At 61.4% G+C, this 19,051-nt stretch carries 10 protein-coding genes and 4 pseudogenes; 11 read left to right on the forward strand and 3 right to left on the reverse strand.

Annotated elements, in window-relative coordinates; all coding sequences use genetic code 11:
* Positions 1 to 50: 50 nt before the first annotated feature.
* The 4 genes from katG to AC0V2S_RS09575 all read left to right on the forward strand — a co-directional run bounded on the left by katG (position 51) and on the right by AC0V2S_RS09575 (position 3,785).
* A complete protein-coding gene (gene katG, locus AC0V2S_RS09560; RefSeq protein ID WP_475509523.1) occupies positions 51 to 2,321 on the forward strand; it encodes a catalase/peroxidase HPI in 2,271 nt (756 codons plus the stop codon).
* A 230-nt stretch (positions 2,322 to 2,551) separates the two neighbouring features.
* Positions 2,552 to 2,920, forward strand: coding sequence for a type II toxin-antitoxin system RelE/ParE family toxin (locus AC0V2S_RS09565; RefSeq protein WP_475509584.1), 369 nt, complete (start codon positions 2,552 to 2,554; stop codon positions 2,918 to 2,920).
* Entirely contained in the window at positions 2,910 to 3,242 is a 333-nt protein-coding gene (locus AC0V2S_RS09570; RefSeq protein WP_475509524.1) for an XRE family transcriptional regulator, read from the forward strand. Before AC0V2S_RS09565 ends, AC0V2S_RS09570 begins: the two co-directional genes overlap by 11 nt.
* Positions 3,243 to 3,467: 225 nt before the next feature.
* Entirely contained in the window at positions 3,468 to 3,785 is a 318-nt protein-coding gene (locus AC0V2S_RS09575) for a hypothetical protein (RefSeq protein WP_475509525.1), read from the forward strand.
* Here AC0V2S_RS09575 and AC0V2S_RS09580 read toward each other — a convergent pair.
* The gene (locus AC0V2S_RS09580; protein ID WP_475509526.1) at positions 3,741 to 5,480 is read right to left on the reverse strand and encodes an N-acyl-D-amino-acid deacylase family protein; all 1,740 of its coding nucleotides are present in this window, start codon (positions 5,478 to 5,480) and stop codon (positions 3,741 to 3,743) included. The genes AC0V2S_RS09575 and AC0V2S_RS09580 overlap by 45 nt on opposite strands.
* A gap of 109 nt (positions 5,481 to 5,589) precedes the next feature.
* On the opposite strand from AC0V2S_RS09580, the gene AC0V2S_RS09585 reads away from it, so the two are divergent.
* The gene (locus tag AC0V2S_RS09585) at positions 5,590 to 6,642 is read left to right on the forward strand and encodes an AraC family transcriptional regulator (RefSeq protein ID WP_475509527.1); all 1,053 of its coding nucleotides are present in this window, start codon (positions 5,590 to 5,592) and stop codon (positions 6,640 to 6,642) included.
* Between the two features lie 40 nt (positions 6,643 to 6,682).
* A complete protein-coding gene (locus tag AC0V2S_RS09590) occupies positions 6,683 to 7,540 on the forward strand; it encodes a LysR substrate-binding domain-containing protein (protein ID WP_475509528.1) in 858 nt (285 codons plus the stop codon).
* A 27-nt stretch (positions 7,541 to 7,567) separates the two neighbouring features.
* On the opposite strand, the gene AC0V2S_RS09595 is transcribed toward AC0V2S_RS09590, so the two are convergent.
* On the reverse strand, positions 7,568 to 8,404 hold the full coding sequence (locus tag AC0V2S_RS09595; RefSeq protein ID WP_475509529.1) for an EamA family transporter: 837 nt from the start codon (positions 8,402 to 8,404) through the stop codon (positions 7,568 to 7,570).
* Between the two features lie 507 nt (positions 8,405 to 8,911).
* Between AC0V2S_RS09595 and AC0V2S_RS09600 the strand changes: the two genes are divergently transcribed.
* The 3 genes and pseudogenes from AC0V2S_RS09600 (at position 8,912) to AC0V2S_RS09610 (ending at position 12,774) form a co-directional block, all read left to right on the forward strand.
* The gene (locus AC0V2S_RS09600) at positions 8,912 to 9,997 is read left to right on the forward strand and encodes a putative 2-aminoethylphosphonate ABC transporter ATP-binding protein (protein WP_475509530.1); all 1,086 of its coding nucleotides are present in this window, start codon (positions 8,912 to 8,914) and stop codon (positions 9,995 to 9,997) included.
* Between the two features lie 5 nt (positions 9,998 to 10,002).
* Positions 10,003 to 11,702, forward strand: a pseudogene (locus AC0V2S_RS09605) (putative 2-aminoethylphosphonate ABC transporter permease subunit).
* Positions 11,703 to 11,757: 55 nt separating this feature from the next.
* Positions 11,758 to 12,774, forward strand: a pseudogene (locus tag AC0V2S_RS09610) (putative 2-aminoethylphosphonate ABC transporter substrate-binding protein).
* A 110-nt stretch (positions 12,775 to 12,884) separates the two neighbouring features.
* Here the strand turns inward: AC0V2S_RS09610 and AC0V2S_RS09615 are convergent.
* Entirely contained in the window at positions 12,885 to 13,148 is a 264-nt protein-coding gene (locus AC0V2S_RS09615) for a DUF1652 domain-containing protein (protein ID WP_475509531.1), read from the reverse strand.
* 258 nt (positions 13,149 to 13,406) lie between these two features.
* Between AC0V2S_RS09615 and AC0V2S_RS09620 the strand changes: the two are divergent.
* Together AC0V2S_RS09620 and AC0V2S_RS09625 are read left to right on the forward strand one after the other, a co-directional pair.
* Positions 13,407 to 14,560 (forward strand): annotated as a pseudogene (locus tag AC0V2S_RS09620) (HD-GYP domain-containing protein).
* 57 nt (positions 14,561 to 14,617) lie between these two features.
* Positions 14,618 to 19,047: pseudogene (locus AC0V2S_RS09625) on the forward strand (response regulator).
* The last annotated feature ends 4 nt before the right edge of the window (positions 19,048 to 19,051 follow it).

Consider the following 19,051-nt stretch of genomic DNA (forward strand, 5'->3'; position numbering starts at 1 on the left):
GCCCATTGCGTGCCGGATAGCTGGATGAAGCGACCTTAAGGAAGAACAACATGTCGACTGAAGCTAAATGCCCGTTCAACCACACCGCTGGCGGTGGCACCACCAATCGGGATTGGTGGCCTGAGCAACTGAACCTGAACATTCTCCACCAACATTCCTCGTTGTCCGATCCATTGGGCGACGACTTCGATTACACCAAAGCCTACAAGAGCCTGGATTTTGCAGCGGTCAAACGCGACCTCGAAGCCGTGATGACCAACTCCCAGGATTGGTGGCCAGCCGACTTCGGTCACTACGGCCCACTCTTCGTACGCATGGCTTGGCACAGTGCCGGCACCTACCGTACCGGCGATGGGCGTGGCGGCGCGGGCTCCGGCCAGCAACGGTTTGCCCCGCTGAACAGCTGGCCCGACAACGTCAGCCTGGACAAGGCGCGGCGGCTGATCTGGCCGGTCAAGCAGAAGTACGGCAATGCCATTTCCTGGGCCGACCTGATTGTGCTCACCGGCAACGTGGCTCTGGAGTCCATGGGGTTTAAAACCTTCGGCTTCTCCGGTGGCCGCCCCGATGTGTGGGAGCCGGACCAAGACGTGTTCTGGGGTACTGAAACCGTCTGGCTGGGCGGCGACAAGCGCTACGGCAAAGCCAGCAAAGAAGTGGAAGCGCCGGGGCAGGGTGACCTGGTGGCCGAGCCGGCCAAGCGCCCGGAAGAAGAGGGCCGTGAGCTGGAACGCAACCTGGAAAACCCGCTGGCTGCCGTGCAGATGGGCCTGATCTACGTAAACCCCGAAGGCCCGGAAGGCAATCCCGATCCCCTGGCCTCGGCCATCGATATCCGCGAGACCTTTGGCCGCATGGCCATGAACGATGAAGAAACTGTAGCGCTCATCGCCGGTGGCCACGCCTTCGGCAAAACCCACGGCGCTGGCCCGGCCGACAACGTAGGCCCGGAACCGGAAGCCGCCGGCCTGGAAGAGCAAGGCCTGGGCTGGCGCAACAAGTTCGGCAGCGGCAAAGGCGGCGACACCATCACCAGCGGCCTGGAAGTCACCTGGACGTCTACGCCCACACGCTGGAGCAACGAGTACTTCGAAAACCTGTTCGGCTTCGAATGGGAACTGACCAAGAGCCCGGCCGGTGCCCATCAGTGGATACCCAAAGGCGGTGCCGGGGCCGGCAAGATTCCCGATGCCCATGACCCGAGCAAACGCCGTGCACCGTCCATGCTTACTTCGGACCTGGCTCTGCGTTTCGACCCGATCTACGAAAAAATCTCCCGGCGTTTTCTGCAAAACCCCGCTGAACTAGCCGACGCCTTCGCCCGCGCCTGGTTCAAACTCACACACCGCGATATGGGTCCGCTCACCCGCTACCTGGGCCCGGAAACCCCAAGCGAGGAACTGCTCTGGCAAGACCCGATTCCGGCGCTCAATCACCCGTTGGTAGACGACAGCGACGTGGCCGCCCTCAAAGCCAAAGTGCTGGCCTCGGGCCTGAGCGTGGCGCAGCTGGTGTCCACCGCCTGGGCTGCCGCTTCGAGCTTCCGCGGCTCCGATAAACGCGGCGGCGCCAACGGTGGCCGACTGCGTCTGGAACCGCAGAAATCCTGGGAAGCCAACCAGCCGGCGCAACTGGCGCAGGTTCTGAGCACGCTCGAGCGTATTCAAGGCGAGTTCAACGGAGGCCAGGTCGGTGGCAAGAAAATCTCCCTGGCCGACCTGATCGTGCTGGCCGGTAATGCCGGGGTGGAGCAAGCGGCGAAAACCGCCGGGCAAACCATCACCGTGCCATTTGCGCCGGGCCGGATGGACGCCTCCCAAGAGCAAACGGACGTGGAGTCGTTTGGTTTCCTCGAGCCAATTGCCGATGGCTTCCGCAACTACCTCAAAGGCAAATACACCGTGTCAGCGGAAAAACTGTTGGTCGACAAGGCCCAACTGCTGACCCTCAGTGCGCCAGAAATGAGCGTGCTGGTGGGTGGCCTGCGGGTGCTCGGCGCCAACGCTGGCGATGCCAAACACGGTGTGTTCACCACGCGGCCGGGGGCGCTGACCAATGACTTCTTCACTAACCTGCTGGATATGGGCGTGGAGTGGAAGCCAACGTCGGCAGCAGCCGATACCTACGAAGGGCGCGACCGCAAAACTGGTCAGGTGAAATGGACCGGTACCCGCGTGGATCTGGTGTTCGGTTCCAACGCGCAATTGCGTGCAGTGGCCGAGGTGTACGGCAGCGCCGATGGGCAGGGCAAGTTCGTCAAAGACTTTGTGGCCGCCTGGACCAAGGTGATGAACCTCGACCGGTTTGACTTGCACGGCTAACCACGCAGTAAACGCTCAAACCAGAACGCCTCCTTAGGGAGGCGTTCTGCTGTGTGGTGATTTTTCGTCATCACGTCGCACGCGCTAGTAACAAGCCTCCCACCGAGCTGTAAGCACCGTGCTCTCGAAGCAGTGCAGAGCATTGGCATAGCCTCTTCAGGCGATTTTCGTTTTCTTACCTGATGAATAAATATTCCATTGACGGAATGTTTGTTGAGGCTATATTGGCGATGGAATGGGACATTCAGTACACGGATGAATTTGGTCGTTGGTGGGACAGGCTTTCCGAGCCCGAGCAAGAGTCAGTGAGTTTTTCGGTGCGTTTGCTGAAGATGTTCGGCCCTGATCTCGCCTTTCCCCATAGCAGTGGAGTGGGTGGTTCCCGTCACCGTCACATGCGAGAGCTGCGTACTCAACACGCGGGTCGACCCCTTCGTACGTTGTATTCATTTGATTCGACACGTACGGCAATTCTGCTACTGGGCGGAGATAAGACCGGCGATAAGCGCTGGTATCCAAACAACATTCGGCTAGCCGACAGACTTTACGATGAACACTTGATACAGCTACGAAGGGAGCGACCGATAAATGGCCAATAACTTTTCCACGCTATGGGAAAAAATGTCGCCGCAGGCCCGCGAGCGGGTTGACGCAAAGGTGCAGGAGAATCTCGCGCAAATGCCTCTCCACGAGCTGCGCCAAGCGCGCGGTCTATCCCAACAATCCCTGGCCGAGCTCCTCAACGTTCAACAACCCTCCATCGCCAAGATGGAGCGCCGCACCGATATGTACATTTCCACCCTGCGTAACCATATCGAGGCAATGGGTGGGCGATTGGAAGTGATTGCACGGTTTCCGGATGGCGCCGTGCAAATCAGCAACTTCGCCGACCTGGACGACAAAGCGCCACAGCAAGCTTGAAAGCATCGCCAACTTCCAGGGTCCGAAGCCCATTCATACAAAACGCCCCGTCCAATCCCACTAAACGCCCGGCGTTGAGCGCTCATGTTTGCCCCTGGCCTTCGGCTAGGCTCGCGTCTCTACTCATTTATCTGCGAGCCCACTCCCATGACCAGCAAATATTCCATCCGCCGGCCCAAGCCACTACCGCCCTCGCAGGCTCGCGCCGAGGCCAGAGCCAGGATCGTGCTTGCCATCAGCCAGTCCCATCAGTCCCTGGTACAGCAGCTGAAAATGCCGCCTTTGGCCGTGGCCAAAATGGAGCGGCACACCGACATCTACATCGCCACCTTGCGTCAACACATCGAAGCCATGGGCGGGCAATTGCAGGTGCTGGTGCGCTTTCCGGAGGGGTCGGTAAAACTGCATAACTTTATCGACCTGGATAACGAGGCCCATTTGGGCGATGAGCCGCCGTTGCCCATTTCTGCACCGATAACCGGGCCGTTAGCCGCGCCGTTAGCGGGCAGCGAGAAAGCGCCCATAGCCTCTTTCCCGTCCTAGTTGCGGTGCTACCTGTTCGTCGTCTACGGCCAGGCGTCCGTTGATCAGCACATGCGAAACACACCCAGGATTGCGGCAGACCATACGCGGAATATCGAAGCCCTCCATATCCGCCCAGGCTTCACGCTCCAGGTCTTGCTGCAATCCGCGTGGGTCCAGCACCACGATATCGGCCCGATCCCCTTCACGAATCCGCCCGGCATCAATCCCTAACCAATCGGCCTGCTCACCCGTCAGTCGGTGGACGGCTTTCTCGATAGTCATGATGGGCCGGCCCTCGTTATGGCTTTCCTGCACCAGCTTCAATAACCGCAGCGGCAGGTTGTAGAACGCCATATTGCGCAAATGGGCGCCGGCATCGGAGAAGGTAATCAGGGTGTTGGGGTTGCACACCATCTTGCGCAACACGTCTTGGCGGTGATTGCCGATCACGGTGTGCCAGCGCAGTTGCGTGCCGTAGGCCACCACCATATCCAGGAAAAAATCGACCACATGCAGCCCGCGCTCCAGGGCAACTTCGGCGAAGTTGCGGCCGATCAATTGCTTCTCCGGGCAACCCAGAATCACTGCATCGCCAAAGTCGCGCTGCCATACGCGTGGTGAGAGTTTTTCGGCGTAGAACTTGCGGAACGTGCGGCGGTAATTTTCGTCTTTGAGCAAGGTGTTGCGAGCCACGGCGTCTTTAAGGTCCAGGGCCATTTCGCCAGCACCGAATTCTTCGAACAGCACGACATCGATACCGTCGGCGTAAATCATGAAAGGCGTCGGCAACAGCTGCCAGCGGAAGTCGCCGCCGAGCAGATTGGTAAACCAGGCGGACAGGCGCGCCATCGGCGCAATGGTGCGGTTGCCCTTGAGGTCCAGCATCGAAATCAGCGTGGTCTTCAGCGGTTTGCGCAGCACACCCATGGCCTGGCCGAGGTACTGCAGCACCTGCAACGGATTGGCCGCATTCGGCGCGCCCTGGTGCACGCGGCCGCGTTTGCGCAGCAGATTATTCAGGCGGCGTACTTCGCTCCAATGGGCATAGGTGCTCGGCAGGCTTTTCGACCACTCGCGGTCGCCGTCGATTTTGTCCCACTTCAGGCTCATGGTGGACAGGCCCAGAAAGCCGGCGTCCAGCGCCTGCTCCATCACGTTTTCCATCTGCTGCATTTCTACTTCGGTTGGCCGTACCGCACGGTCGGTGGCGCGGTGCAGGCCCATTACGCCGACGCGCAAATCGCTGTGGCCGAGAAAGCTCACCAGGTTCGGGCCCATGGGTTGGTCGCGGATAAAGTCCACCCACTGCTGCGGCGTATTCCAGGTTTTGTGCTGACGCAGAATCGGCAGCACTTTGTCGCGGGGCACGGTTTCCACGCGGGTGAAAATATCCGAGGCGTCTTCGGCCTCGGAGCACACCATGGACAGCGAGCAACTGCCCACCAGCACGGTGGTCACGCCGTGACGTACGGACTCGCTCAGGCTGGGCGCCACAATCAGTTCGGCGTCGTAATGGGTGTGGCTGTCGATAAAGCCTGGCGTCACCCATTTGCCCTGGGCGGCGATCACGCGCTCGGCCAGGCCTTCATCAATGGGGGTAGCGCTAACCAACGCCACCTTGCCATCCTTCACCGCCACGCTGCGAATAGCCGCTGGTGCGCCGGTGCCATCGAAGTAACGGCCGCCCTGAATCACGATGTCGTACGTAGCCATGGTGCACCTCATCTTGTTTTTGTAGGACAAGAGTAGGGCGCCTGAGACCCTTCGCCTTGTCATAACACGACAAACTCGGCATTGTCTGACCGAGCGGGAGGAGGGCGTGATGACCATCGTGTACGAGATTCGCAGTGCCAGCCTTATCGGCTTTGAAGCCGAAGTCACCCGCTTGGGTGGCGACCTGGCGGCGCTGCTAGCCGATGCCGGTACGACGCTCGCACAGCTGCGCGACGCCGATTTTCTGCTGGCCAGCCATCAAGTGATTCAACTTTTGGCCAGCGGCGCCGAACGCCTCAACTGCCCTGACTTGGGCATGCGCGTGGCCGGTCACCAAGGTATCGAAATGCTCGGTCTGCTTGGCAACCTGCTGTGCGCCGAGCCCAATCTGCAAGCCGCCTTCGAAGCTGCTCAGCGTTATATGGCCTTGCACAACAAAGCCGAACACTGGCGCCTGCAGCGCCACGGCGACCGGGTGTATGTGCAACGCATCGAGCACTTCTATGGCGCCGAGCAAGCCCAGCAATACCGGGAAATGGCCGTGACCGCCTGTGCCCGGCTGGCGCGGGAAATTTGCGCCAATCCAGATGTGCGTCCGCTGCGCGTAGAGTTCAGCCACAGCCCGTTGGCCAGTGAAAAAATCTACCGCCAGCACTTTGGCTGCGAGGTGCTGTTCAATCAGGAGCACGACTGTCTGGTATTTGCCGACAGCGTCATGACCCTGCCAGTAAAGCCGCTTTCGTCCCAAGCCCAGGCGCGTATCGATGGCTACCTGCGCGAGCTGCTGGCCAGCCTGCACGACAGCCTGGAAATGCAGGTGCGCACCCTGATCACGCAAACCCTCGGCCTGCATCTGCATTCGCTTGAGCACATCGCCGCGCTACTCGGCCTGCATCCACGCACCCTGCAACGCCGCCTGCTGGCCGAAAACCTGAGCTTCAAACAGCTGGTGCTGGAGGTGAAAATGCAGCTCGCCAGCTGGCACCTGCATGCCTCGGCCATGGACCTCACGCGCCTGGCCGATGCCCTGGGCTACAACGACCTGGCGGCGTTTTCCCGCGCCTTTAAAAACCACCATGGCATAGCCCCGTCACAGTGGCGCGAACAGCATCGCGGCAGGCCTGCACGTACCGAAAACAGAGGCATGCATATTCCCCGGTGAGCCATTAAGATGGCCTGCGCCCAGGCTAAGCGAGGACACCATGCTGGAATCGGAACTCAAGGCTTTCTACATGGTTGCCCAACTGGGCAGCGTGACATTGGCCGCGAAAAAACTGGGTTTGAGTCAGCCCACCGTGACCAACCAGATTCGCCAGCTCGAAAGCCAGTTCGCCCTGGAACTGTTCTACCGTGGCGGCCGCCGCCTGACCCTCAGCGAAACCGGCACACGCCTGCTGCCGCTTATCAAACCGATGCTGTCCCACAGCCTCAATATCGAATTCTTCCTTAACAACGCCGGCGCCAATGCCGGCAAGCTGCGCATCGGTGCCACCGCGCCGTATTACATCCTCGACCTGGTCAAAGGCTTTCGCGAACAGCACGGCGGGCATATCAGCCTGGAGCTGGGCAACTCTCAGCAAATGATCGAAGCCCTGGACGAATACCGGCTCGACCTCGTGACCTCATCGCAACGCCTCACCGACGCCCGCCTGTTTTGCCTGCCGCTGGGCCAAGACCCGCTGGTGCTGGTGGTGCACCGCAGTCACCCGTTGGCCAATCAAAGCCGTATTCAGCTGAGCGCCATCGAAGGCCATTGCGTACTGATGCGCGAGCAGGGCTCGCATACCCGGCAACTTACCGAAGACATGCTGAACCGCGCCCAGCTCAAGCTGGAAAACGTGATTGAAATTGGTAGCCGGGAGGCGATTCGCGAGGCGGTGCTACGCAATATCGGGGTGAGCATCATTGCCCGTCATGAAGTGCCAGATAGCCAGGAGCTGCGCATCGTCACCATCAACCAGGCGACCTTGCTCGACGAGTTTCTGTACTGCCTGAAAGAGCGGCGCAATACCCGCCTGATCGATGCCTTCCTGCAGGTGGCGCAAAAACGTTTTGGCTAACAAAAACTACGTTTTTGTAGGGGGTGTTCAGTTCGCCCACTTGATCAAGACAATGCCCGCAGTCACCGTCACCGCCGCAACCAATCGCCGCCGACCAAACGGCTCCTTGAACAACAGCGTGGCAATCACCGCACCGATGATCACACTGCTTTCGCGCAGCGCCGCAATCTTCGCCACGTTGTCCATCGTCATCGCCCACAACACCAGGCCGTAAGCCGCGCAATACGTCAGCCCGCCAAACACCGACACGCCGCCGTACTTACGAATATGCCGCGCCAGGGCCGGGCCGCGCTGCCAGGCAGCGAACAACGGAATCGGCACACTGAGCACCAGGGTGAAATAAACCAGGTACTGCAATACGTCCTCGCTGCTGCGCACGCCATGGGCATCGATCACCGTGTACAACGCCACGCACACACCCGCGGCCAGGGCATTGCGCGGCGCCCGCCATTCTTCAGTCACATGCAGCAAACTCAACACCCCGGCCGACAACACCACCACGCCGGCAATGCCCAACCACGGCAACCACTCGCCCAGCCACAACGCGGCAAACACCACCACCAGCAACGGCGGCAAACCACGCACCAATGGGTACACCTGGCCGAAGTCGCCAAAGTGGTAAGCGCGAATCAGAAAGTAGCGATAGAACAGGTTCACCACCGTGGACAGCGCGATGACTGCCCACACCTCCAGCGACGGCAACGGCACCAGGGGCAGGGCGGCGAGTGCGACCAGAAAGGCCACGCCATCAACCACCGCCATCGACGACACCCGGTCGTTGCTGGACTTCACCACCGCATTCCAACTGGCGTGCATAAACGCCGAAATCAATACCAGCAGAGTGGCCAGGTTGGCATCCGACATAAGTGCGCTCGCATCAAGAAGGCGGCCAGCATGCCAAGCCACGGGCCATCAATCCAATCGGTTGTAGGTTGCGTAGGTATCAGTGGAAGTTATTCATCCCGGTCGCGGTGGGCCGCGATAAAACCCGTCTGCTAGAGCGTCGATTGTGCTGCAACCCAACAAACCCCTATGGATTCATAGCCATTTTTGCGCAGCCCATCGAGACCCGGAATGATCGCGCTAGAGTCATATAAGTATTTGGTTAATAAGGTAAATATGTTTTTTGTCCCGCTAGTAAAACTTACCGATCAGCCTCTGTTTAGGTGTTTTTTCACAATTTCCCGGTTTTTGTTTTGCCGGTGCATTTCATGCGTGTTACACCAAAAACCCAGCGAGGTTCACCGCCCACAACGCCGTCAGAGTGTTAGCGCTCGCTGTTTCCTGTCTGCCCAGTAAAACGTTGGCTTTTTACCGTTTACATCGCGTCGTCGGTTGGTTCTGGCGGCTGGCATTGCATAGGAATACCTCATGGCTTCTACAACCGGTCCCATTTCGCCCCTGCCGCTTTCGGTGCATGGCATTGGTAAATCCTTCGGCAACATCGGCGTGCTCGATGATGTGTCGCTCCACGTCGAAGCGGGCGAGCTGGTGTGTTTGCTCGGGCCCTCTGGGTGCGGCAAAACCACCTTGCTGCGCATCATTGCCGGCCTGGAAAAACAAGACAGCGGCCGCCTGCTGATCGGCCCACGCGACATCTCCAAAGCCCACCCGCAAGAGCGCGACTACGGCATTCTGTTTCAGTCCTACGCGCTGTTTCCCAACCTTACCGTTGCCCAGAACATTGGCTACGGCCTGAGCACCCGCAGCCTGTTGCGCTCGCAAATACGTGAGCGGGTCGAGCAGATGCTCGAGCTGGTCGGGCTCACCGCCATCGCGGACAAATACCCCGGCCAGTTGTCCGGCGGCCAGCAGCAGCGCGTCGGCCTGGCCCGTGCTCTGGCGCCGTCGCCCTCGTTGTTGCTGCTGGACGAACCCATGTCGGCACTGGACGCCAAAGTGCGCGAACACCTGCGCCACGAACTGCGTTCGCTGCAAAAGCAGCTGGGCATCACCACCGTGATGGTTACCCACGATCAGGACGAAGCCATGGTGATGGCCGACCGCATCGCCGTGATGAACCAGGGCCGCATCGAACAGTTCGACGCCCCCGAAGCCATCTACCGCTACCCAGCCACGCCCTTTGTCGCCAACTTCATTGGCCAGGCCAACTGGCTCGACTACCAGAGCGTGAGCGACGGCCAGGTGCACCTGGGGCCCATTTCCCTGCAGTTGCACAACGTCGCACCCGGTGGCCCCGGCCGCCTGTTCTGCCGGCCCGAAGCCTTGCGGGTGGATGGCCAGGCGCAAGCTGCCAATAGCGTGGCCGCGCAGATTAAAGAGAAGCTGTTTCTCGGCAACCGCTACCGCCTGACCATGGAGCTGGACCAGCTGCAAGGCCAGTCGCTGGTGGCCGATATCAGTGCCGACCTGATGACCGCCCCACTGGACGCCGACCGCGTCTGGCTGACCTTTCCGGCCCATAGCCTGCAAGCGTTTCCAGGAGCGGGGCTATGACCAGCATGCCTATCGCGCGCCCGGCCAGCGACGTGGCCCACACCGAACCGCGCGGCCCGCAGGCCGCCTTGCTCGACCTGCTGTTTACCCGCGGCGTAAAACTGCTGATGGGCTTGTTGCTGCTGCTTGGTTTGGCGCTGCCGCTGTTGGCCATGCTGAGCAAAGTGGTGGGCGTGGAGAACGGCCTGGCCGGCGTGTGGGCGTACCTGTCCAGCGAGCGTTTTCTGTGGCTGCTGGGCAATAGCGTAAACGTGTCGCTCAGCACCGTGGCCCTGGTGGTGCCGCTGGCCTATGTATTCGCCTACGCCCTGCAACGCAGCTGGATTCCCGGCAAACGCCTGCTGCGCAGCATTTCGCTATTGCCGCTGATGGCGCCGTCCATGCTGTCGGCCATTGCGCTCATCTACCTGTTCGGCAACCAGGGCATGCTCAAATCCTGGTTTGCCGACGGCATCTACGGCTTTCCGGCATCGTGTTGGGGCAGATGTTCTACAACTTTCCCATGGCCCTGATGATTCTCGTGTCGGCCCTCGGCATGGCCGATGCGCGCCTGTACGACGCCTCCATCAGCATGGGCGCCAACCACTGGAAAACCTTCGTCAACGTCACCTGGCCGGGCACCCGTTACGCCGTGTTTGCCGCCTGCTGCCTGGTGTTTACCCAAACCATCACCAACTTCGGTATTCCCGTGGTTATCGGCGGCGACTATCAGGTGCTGGCCATGGAGGCTTACAAGTCGGTGGTCGGCCAGCAGAAGTTCTCCGAAGGCGCGCTTATCGGCAGCATTCTGCTGGGCCGGCGCTGATCAGCTTTGCAGTAGATGCCTGGATGCGTCGCCTGCGCGGCAGCCAGGTCAGCAGCCAGGCGGCTACCTATGTCGCACCGCGCAACCGCTCCCGTGACGCCATCCTGTTGATCATCGCCGGCACCATCGGCGTGGCGCTGCTGAGTTTGGTGGTGGTGGCCGTAGCCGCCTCGCTGATCAACTTCTGGCCCTACGACCTGTCGTTGTCCCTGCGCCATTACGACTTTGAAGCCAGTGGCGACGTAGGCTGGCTGGCTTACCGCAACAGCCTGACCCTGGCCAGCCTTACCGCGCTGATCGGCACCCCGGTGATTTTCACCTGCGCCTACCTGATGGAGAAAACCCGCGGCGGCTGGCTCGACGGCGTGCTGCGTTTGCTGTGCCTGTTGCCGATGGCTGTGCCCGGCTTGGTGATGGGCCTGGGCTACGTGTTTTTCTTCAACCACCCCGGCAACCCGTTGGGCGGTATGTACGGCGGCATCGCCTTGATGGTGGTGTGCTGCATCGTGCGCTTTCTTACCCCCGCACAAATGACCGCCACCACCGCGCTGCGCCAGCTCAACGATGAAATCGAAGCCGCTTCGCTGTCGCTGAAAGTACCGCTGCTGACCACGTTTGGCCGGGTGACCGTGCCGATCTGCCTGCCGGCGCTTATCGAGGTGTTCGCTACCTGTTCGTCTCCTCGATGACCTCGGTATCGGCGCTGATTTTCCTCTACAGCCCCGACACCGTGCTGGCCGCCGTCGCCGTGCTGAACCTCGACGACTCCGGCAACGTCGGCGCGGCTGCCGCGCTGGCCAGCCTGATTCTGGTCACCTCAGCCTGCGTGTCGCTGGTGCTGTTCCTGGTTCCCGTGGATTGCTAAGGCACACCCAGCATTGGCGATCCACTCCCGCTTAAAACTGCCGCTCTTCCTACTTAAACCAACATTCCACTTCATTGCATGAGGCAAACGATGATTAACGCCTGGAAAACCCTCGCCGCCACTGTGCTCAGCTTCGGCGTCGTCAGCACTGTGTTCGCCAACACCGAACTGACCGTGTACACCGCCATGGAAAACGAACAACTGGCCGGCTACAAAAAAGCCTTCGAAGCGAAAAACCCCGATATCGAAATCAAATGGGTACGCGACTCCACCGGCATCATCACCGCCAAGCTCTTGGCCGAAAAAGACAACCCGCGCGCTGATGTGATTTGGGGCCTGTATGCCTCCAGCGTCGCCTTGATGGGCAAAGAGGGCATGTTGGAAGCCTATGCACCGGCCGGGCTGGATAAAGTGAACGCGAAGTTCCGCGACACCCGCAACCCGCCGCTGTGGGTCGGTAACGGGGTGGAAGCTACCGCCATCTGCGTTAACGCCGTCGAAGCCAAGAAGCAGAACCTGCCCATTCCCACCAGCTGGGAAGACCTGACCAAGCCCGTCTACAAAGGCAAATCGTGATGCCCAACCCGGCGTCTTCCGGCACCGGTTACTCCGCCGTAAACGCCTGGCTGCAAATCATGGGCGAGGAAAAAGGCTGGGCCTTTATGGACAAACTGCACGTCAACATCGGCCAGTACACCACTCCGGCTCCAAGCCTTGCACCCAGGCCGCCATGGGTGAATACCCATCGGTATCTCCCTCGACTTCCGCGCCGTGACCTTGAAACGCCAAGGCGCGCCGTTGGAAATCGTGTTGCCGACCGAAGGCCTGGGCCTGGACATCAACTCCGTCGCCCTGATCAAAGGCAGTAAAAACCTGGAAGCGGCGAAAAAGCTCGAAGACTTCGCCGTGAGCGATCAAGCCTTCCTGCTGTACCAGCCGGACGCTGCCGCACTGGCTCGGCCTGAGTTCAACGTGAAAATGAAAGAAATGCCGGATGCCTATTACGAGCGATTGATCACCGTAGACTTCGACAAGGCCGGCGCTCAGCGTGCCGCCGTGCTGGATAAATGGCGTTCGCGGTATGACGGTAAGTCGGAGCCCAAGTAAGGGACCCAGTAAGGGGTGAGCGGAGTGGGGGAGTGCTGCATAAAGCCAGATCAACAGCCCCTCACCCCCAGCCCCTCTCCCGCAAACGGAGAGGGGTGACGTCTGGGCAGCTAGTCATCCTCGGTGTCCTTCGTCATCGGCACATGCACAAACTCCTGCACATGCATTTCCTCCTCCAACGCGTCGATGATCTCGGCGAGGTCAGCGTCGGTCGCCGACGCGCTCCAGGGCAGCCCGGCTACGACGGCGAAGTCTTCGCCGGTTTTCGTATCGAAGACGCGGGCCGTGATCGACTCAGGCGTATCCAATTGAGCCGCAAAACCCATCGGGTAGAAATATTCCTTCAAGCGTGCGCACCCATACGCAAACGTCATTTTGGCCACAGCTCACCTCTACCTGAAATCATCGGGCTGTCAGGATACTGCAAGGCGCCGGGCAGCGAGCGCGATACCGGCGGAGCCATGTGGGCTAACGCTCATGTGCACCGACACCGCTGCGCTGTTCAAGCGATTCGGCCGCTGCGCCTATCGTTTGTATTTCCTCCCAGCACTCACCCATTTTCTAGCTACGCTGCCCCCAAGGGAGCGGACATGTGCAGGCGCTCCTACACCAAAAACCAGGGAGGTAGCCGAATGGAGAGCCAGCAGAGTGTTCGCCCCGCCGCGACGGTGCTGGTAGTCGACGACACGCCCGACAACCTGATGCTGATCGCCGACCTGCTCAAAGACCTGTACCGGGTCAAAGCCGCCAACAGCGGCGAAAAGCCTTGCGCCTGCTGCAAGGCGACCCGCTTCCCGACCTGATTCTGCTCGACATCATGATGCCCGGCCTGTCCGGCTACGACGTGGCCGAGCAGCTCAAGCACGACACGCGCACCCGCGATATCCCCATCATTTTCTTACCGCCATGGCCGCCACCGAAGACGAGATTCGCGGCCTGAGCCTGGGCGCGGCCGACTACATCACCAAGCCCATCAGCCCACCCGTGCTGATGGCCCGCGTAGAGACACAAATCAAAGTAAAAGCCGCCGCCGATTTTCTGCGTGACCAGAACGACTTTCTCGAACAGGAAGTGCAACGCCGCACCCGCGAAGTAACCGCCATCCAAGACGTCACCATCCACGCCATGGCCTCGCTAGCCGAAACCCGCGACAACGAAACCGGCAACCACATTCGCCGTACCCAGCACTACATCAAGCTGCTGGCCGAGGCGCTGCGCGACCACCCGCGCTTTCGCCAGTTTCTCGACGACGACACCATCAAGCTGCTGTTCAAATCGGCGCCGCTGCACGACATCGGCAAGATCGGCATTCCCGACCGCATTCTGCTCAAGCCGGGGCGCTTTACCCCGAAGAATTCGAAATCATGAAAACCCACACCACCCTGGGTCGCGACGCCATTCAGCACGCCGAAGACCAGCTAGGTATCGGCGTCGACTTCCTAGCCTGGCCAAAGAGATCGCCTACGGCCACCAGGAAAAATGGGACGGCAGCGGTTACCCCGAAGGCCTGGCCGGCGACGCCATTCCCATCAGCGCCCGGCTGATGGCCGTAGCCGATGTGTACGACGCACTGATCAGCCGCCGCGTGTACAAACCCGGCATGCCCCACGAGCAGGCGGTGGCCATCATCCGTGAAGGCCGCGGCGTGCACTTCGACCCGGACGTGTGCGACACCTTTTTGGCCAACGCCGAACGCTTCCAAGCCATCGCCGACAAATTCGCTGACACCGATCAGGACATGGCCAAACAGCGCGAAGCACTCGAACACATCGCAGAAACGCCCTGAGGCGCCAACCTCTTCGTGTCGCACCCACCTGCATCCATCGCTAAAGCGAGGCGGTAAATGAACAGACTGTTCGCCTTGATTGAACGGCTGTCCCTGCGCAGCAAACTCATCATCGGCTTTGCCGCGTTGCTGGCGCTTATTCTGCTGCTGGGCCTGCAAAGCCTGCGCACCCAATACTCGCTGCGCAACGAAATGCAGCAGCTCTACCTGCAAGACCTGGTGGGTATTCAGCACGTGCAAGAGGCGCGGGTGCAGCTGCCGCACTTGGTGCAAGCCATGCAACGGGCGGTGGCCACCAGCAACGTGAACACCCGCGTGAGCGCCCGCGCGCAGATGGACGACGCCCAACAGCGGCTGCACCAAGCCCTGGAGCTGGTGCGCCCCACGCTGCGGCGTGAAAGCAGCCTGACCAGCCTGGCCACGTTCGAAGTGGTGCTGCAGCGTCTGCTGAAGAACGGTGACGATGCGCTGGAGCTAGCCGGCAAAGGCTATCTGGGCCAAGCCATTACGCTGCTCAACAGCGACGAATTTCTCGCCCAGCAACAGGACTGCGATGCACAGCTGCTGCATATAGAGAAAAACAAGGAAGCCGATATCTACGACACGGCGAAAAAACCTCGCCGAATATGCGCAACGCAGTACCAGCCGCACCTACACGCTGCTGCTCGGCGGCTCGACCCTGGCACTGATACTCGCCTGGCTGGTCAGCCACTCCATTCGCGTGCCGCTGAACCGCGTGCGTGCCGCCGTCGACGAACTGGCGGCCGGGCAACTCGACGGGCAAATCCCGCACACCGACCTCAACAACGAAACCGGCGACCTGGCCCGCGCCATCGCGCTGCTGCAACTGGAAGCCCGGCAATTAGAGCGCCAGCGCTGGGTCAAAACCCATACCGCCGCGCTGCAAATCGACCTGCAGCAAGCCGAAACCCCGCAAGAGCTGGCGCAAGCCTTTTTCAGCCATATCGCCCCGCAACTCGACATGTGCCAAGGCGCGCTCTACGCCCTCTACGAAGGCGCACCGCGCCTGCACCTGCTCGGCGGTTACGCCGTGGACAGCGAACGCCCATTGCCAGCCGAACTTGAACTCGGCGAAGGGCTGCTGGGCCAATGCGCGCAAGACCACCAACCGCGCCAGCTCAGCGACCTGCCCGAAGGCTTCTGGCACGTGCGCGCGCAACTCGGCGCCGCGCCGGCCAGCCACGTGCTGGTGCAGCCGGTGCTGCGCGGCGACCGTCTGCTCGGCGTGCTGGAAATGGCCGGCTTTCATCCATTGCAAGAACACCAGGCCCTGCTGCTGCAAGAAGTGCTGCCGCGCCTGGCCGGTGCTATCGCCATCATGGAGCGCAGCGACGCGGCCCACACCCTGCTGCAGGAAACCCGCCGCCAAGCCGACGAAATGGGCGCGCAGGCCCTGCAACTGGAACACCAGGCCCATGAACTGGAAGCCCAGCAAGTGGCCCTGCGCGCCACCGAAGCCTGGTACCGCGGCATTATCGAAGCCGCGCCCGACGGCATGCTGGTGCTCGGCGCCGACGGCTGCATTCTGATGACCAACCCGCAACTGGACAGCCTGTTTGGCTACCAGCCCGGCGAGCTGATCGGCGCCAGCATCGAACGCCTGGTGCCGCAAGGCGCCCGCGACCGCCACGTGGAACTGCGCAACGGCTTTATCGCCAATGGCGGCACTCGGCAAATGGGCGGCGACGCCGACGACCTGCTCGGCGTGCGCAAAGACGGCAGCTTGTTCTCGGTCGAAATCGGTCTGTCCCATTTGCCGCGTCTGGAAGGGCGTGGCGTGTGCGTGTGCGCCTCGGTGCGCGACGTCAGCGAACGGCGCGCCATGGAAAGCAAACTGCGCACCGCCAGCGACCGCCTGACCCTGGCCCAGGAAGCCGGAGACATCGGCCTGTTCGACGTCGACCTGGTCAACGGCACCAACTACTGGACGCCCCAGCTGGAAAAAATGTTCGGCCTCGAACCCGGTGAATTCGGTGGCACGCTGGCGCACTGGGAAGCGCTGGTGCACCCCGATGACCTGGCGTACGCCAGCAAGGTATTCGACGACGCGATCAACAACGGCAGCGACCGCGTGGAATTCGACTTCCGCATCGTGCGCAAAGGCGACGGCGCCGTATGCACCTTCAAATCCCTAAGCCGCTTTACCCGCGCCGCAGACGGCACGCCGTTGCGCGCCACGGGCGTGAATATCGACCTTACGGCGCTGATTCAGGCACGCGCCGCAGCCGAGGAGGCCACCCAGGCCAAGAGCGAATTCCTCGCCAACATGAGCCACGAAATTCGCACCCCCATGAACGCCATCATCGGCATGAGCCACCTGGCCCTGCGCACCGACCTCGACAACCGCCAGCGTAACTACATCGAGAAAGTGCACCGCTCGGCCGAGAACCTGCTGGGCATCATCAACGACATCCTCGACTTCTCGAAAATCGAAGCCGGCCGCATGACCCTCGAGCAAACCCCGTTCCGCCTGGAAGACGTGCTCGACAGCTTCGCCGCCATGATCGGCCATGATCGGCCTGAAAACCGAAGACAAAGGCCTGGAACTGCTCTTTCAAACCCAACCCGACCTGCCCACCGCGCTGCTCGGCGACCCGCTGCGGCTGGGCCAGATCCTGATCAACCTCGGCAACAACGCCGCCAAATTCACCGAGCGCGGCGAGATCGTGGTCGGCGTGGAAGCGGTCGGCACCGTCAGCGACAACGTCGAACTGCACTTTTGGGTACACGACACCGGCATCGGCATGACCGCCGAACAATGCACGCGCCTTTTCCAATCCTTCAGCCAGGCCGACAGCTCCACCACGCGCAAATACGGCGGCACGGGTCTGGGTCTGTCCATCTCGAAAAAACTGGTCGAGCTTATGGACGGGCGCATCTGGGTTGAAAGCGAGGCGGGCGTAGGCTCCACCTTCCACTTCCAGATCCACGTCGGCGTGCAGGTCGGCGTGCAACCCCGGCGCATGTTCAAAGCGGATGAGCTACTGGGCACCCGTGTGCTGGTGGTGGACGACAACGCCAGCGCCCGCGAAATCCTTTCCGGAATGGCGCGCAGCTTCGGCCTGGAAGTAGACGTAGCGGCCAGCGGCAACGAAGCCCTGCGCCTACTCGACGAAGCCGAAGACAAACACCTGCCCTACGACCTGGTGCTGATGGACTGGCGCATGCCCGGCATGGACGGCATGGAAACCGTCAGCAAAATGCACGAAGCCAGCCTGCGGCACACTCCGCCGGTGATCATGGTGACCGCCTTCGGCCGCGAAGAAGCCCGTGAAGAAGCCGAGCGCCAAGGCATTCCCTTGCCCGTGGTGCTGACCAAACCCGTTACCCCGTCTTCACTGCTCGAAGCCATCGGCGCCGTGCTCGGCAAGGGCCCGCAAACCGACACCCGTGCCGACGAACGCTCGCAACACAGCGCCAACGCCCTGGCCGGCCTGAACGGCGCGCGGCTGCTGTTGGTGGAAGACAACGAACTGAACCAGGAACTGGCCACCGAACTGCTCGGCAGCGTCGGCATTGAACTGCGCGTGGCCTGGCACGGCCAGGAAGCGCTCGACATTCTGGCCGAAGACGACCGCTTCGACGGCGTGCTGATGGACTGCCAAATGCCCGTGATGGACGGCTACACCGCCACCGAAAACATCCGCAAGCAGGCCAAATTCGACGCCATGCCCGTGATCGCCATGACCGCCAACGCCATGGACGGCGACCGCGAGCGCGCCCTGAACAGCGGCATGAACGACCACATCTCCAAGCCGCTCAACGTCGACGACATGTTCGCCACGCTGGCCAAATGGATCAAACCGCAAACGCCCGCGCAGCCCGTCGCCCCGGTAGCGATCGAGCTATCGGCAGACGGCCTGCCTGCCAGTTTGCCCGGTATCGACATGGCCGCCGGCCTTGCCACCTGCATCGGCCGGCGCGACCTCTACCTGCGCCTGCTCGGCAAATTCCGCGACAAACAAACCGGCTTTACCACCCAGTTCAAGGCCGCCCTGGCCGACCCCGACCGCACCGCCCCCGAACGCCTGGCCCACACCCTGCGCGGCACCGCCGGCAACATCGGCGCCAAGGCCGTGGCCCAAGCCGCCGCCGAGCTGGAACAGGCCTGCAAAGCCGGCGCGGCAACTGCCGTGCTGCACAGCCTGATGACCCAAGTGGACCTGTGCCTGCAGCCAACCTTGGCCGCGTTGGCCGGCCTGACCACCACCGCGCCGAAACCCACAGCCGAGAACCGCCAGCAGGGCCCCGAATTAACCGCGCAACTAAAACGGCTCAAAGCCCTGCTAGCCGACAGCGACACCGCCGCCCTCGACGCGCTAAACGAACTGCGTAACCTGCCGCTTGATTCGGCCCTGGCCAAGCGCCTGTCACTGGTGGCAGAGCAGGTCGACCAGTTCGACTTCGACCGCGCCCTGGAACTGCTCGACGACGCCGGTGAAGTGCCGGCAAAGGCACTGCACTGAACCG

The sequence above is a fragment of the Pseudomonas sp. CC11G genome (assembly GCF_056174845.1).

Excerpts from the sequence above, each read along its gene's own strand:
- AC0V2S_RS09565 (WP_475509584.1), top strand. The coding sequence starts at position 2,552 with ATGGAATGGGACATTCAGTACACGGATGAATTTGGTCGTTGGTGGGAC.
- AC0V2S_RS09585 (WP_475509527.1), top strand. The coding sequence starts at position 5,590 with ATGACCATCGTGTACGAGATTCGCAGTGCCAGCCTTATCGGCTTTGAA.
- AC0V2S_RS09570 (WP_475509524.1), top strand. The coding sequence starts at position 2,910 with ATGGCCAATAACTTTTCCACGCTATGGGAAAAAATGTCGCCGCAGGCC.
- AC0V2S_RS09600 (WP_475509530.1), top strand. The coding sequence starts at position 8,912 with ATGGCTTCTACAACCGGTCCCATTTCGCCCCTGCCGCTTTCGGTGCAT.
- katG (WP_475509523.1), top strand. The coding sequence starts at position 51 with ATGTCGACTGAAGCTAAATGCCCGTTCAACCACACCGCTGGCGGTGGC.
- AC0V2S_RS09590 (WP_475509528.1), top strand. The coding sequence starts at position 6,683 with ATGCTGGAATCGGAACTCAAGGCTTTCTACATGGTTGCCCAACTGGGC.
- AC0V2S_RS09595 (WP_475509529.1), bottom strand. The coding sequence starts at position 8,404 with ATGTCGGATGCCAACCTGGCCACTCTGCTGGTATTGATTTCGGCGTTT.
- AC0V2S_RS09615 (WP_475509531.1), bottom strand. The coding sequence starts at position 13,148 with ATGACGTTTGCGTATGGGTGCGCACGCTTGAAGGAATATTTCTACCCG.
- AC0V2S_RS09580 (WP_475509526.1), bottom strand. The coding sequence starts at position 5,480 with ATGGCTACGTACGACATCGTGATTCAGGGCGGCCGTTACTTCGATGGC.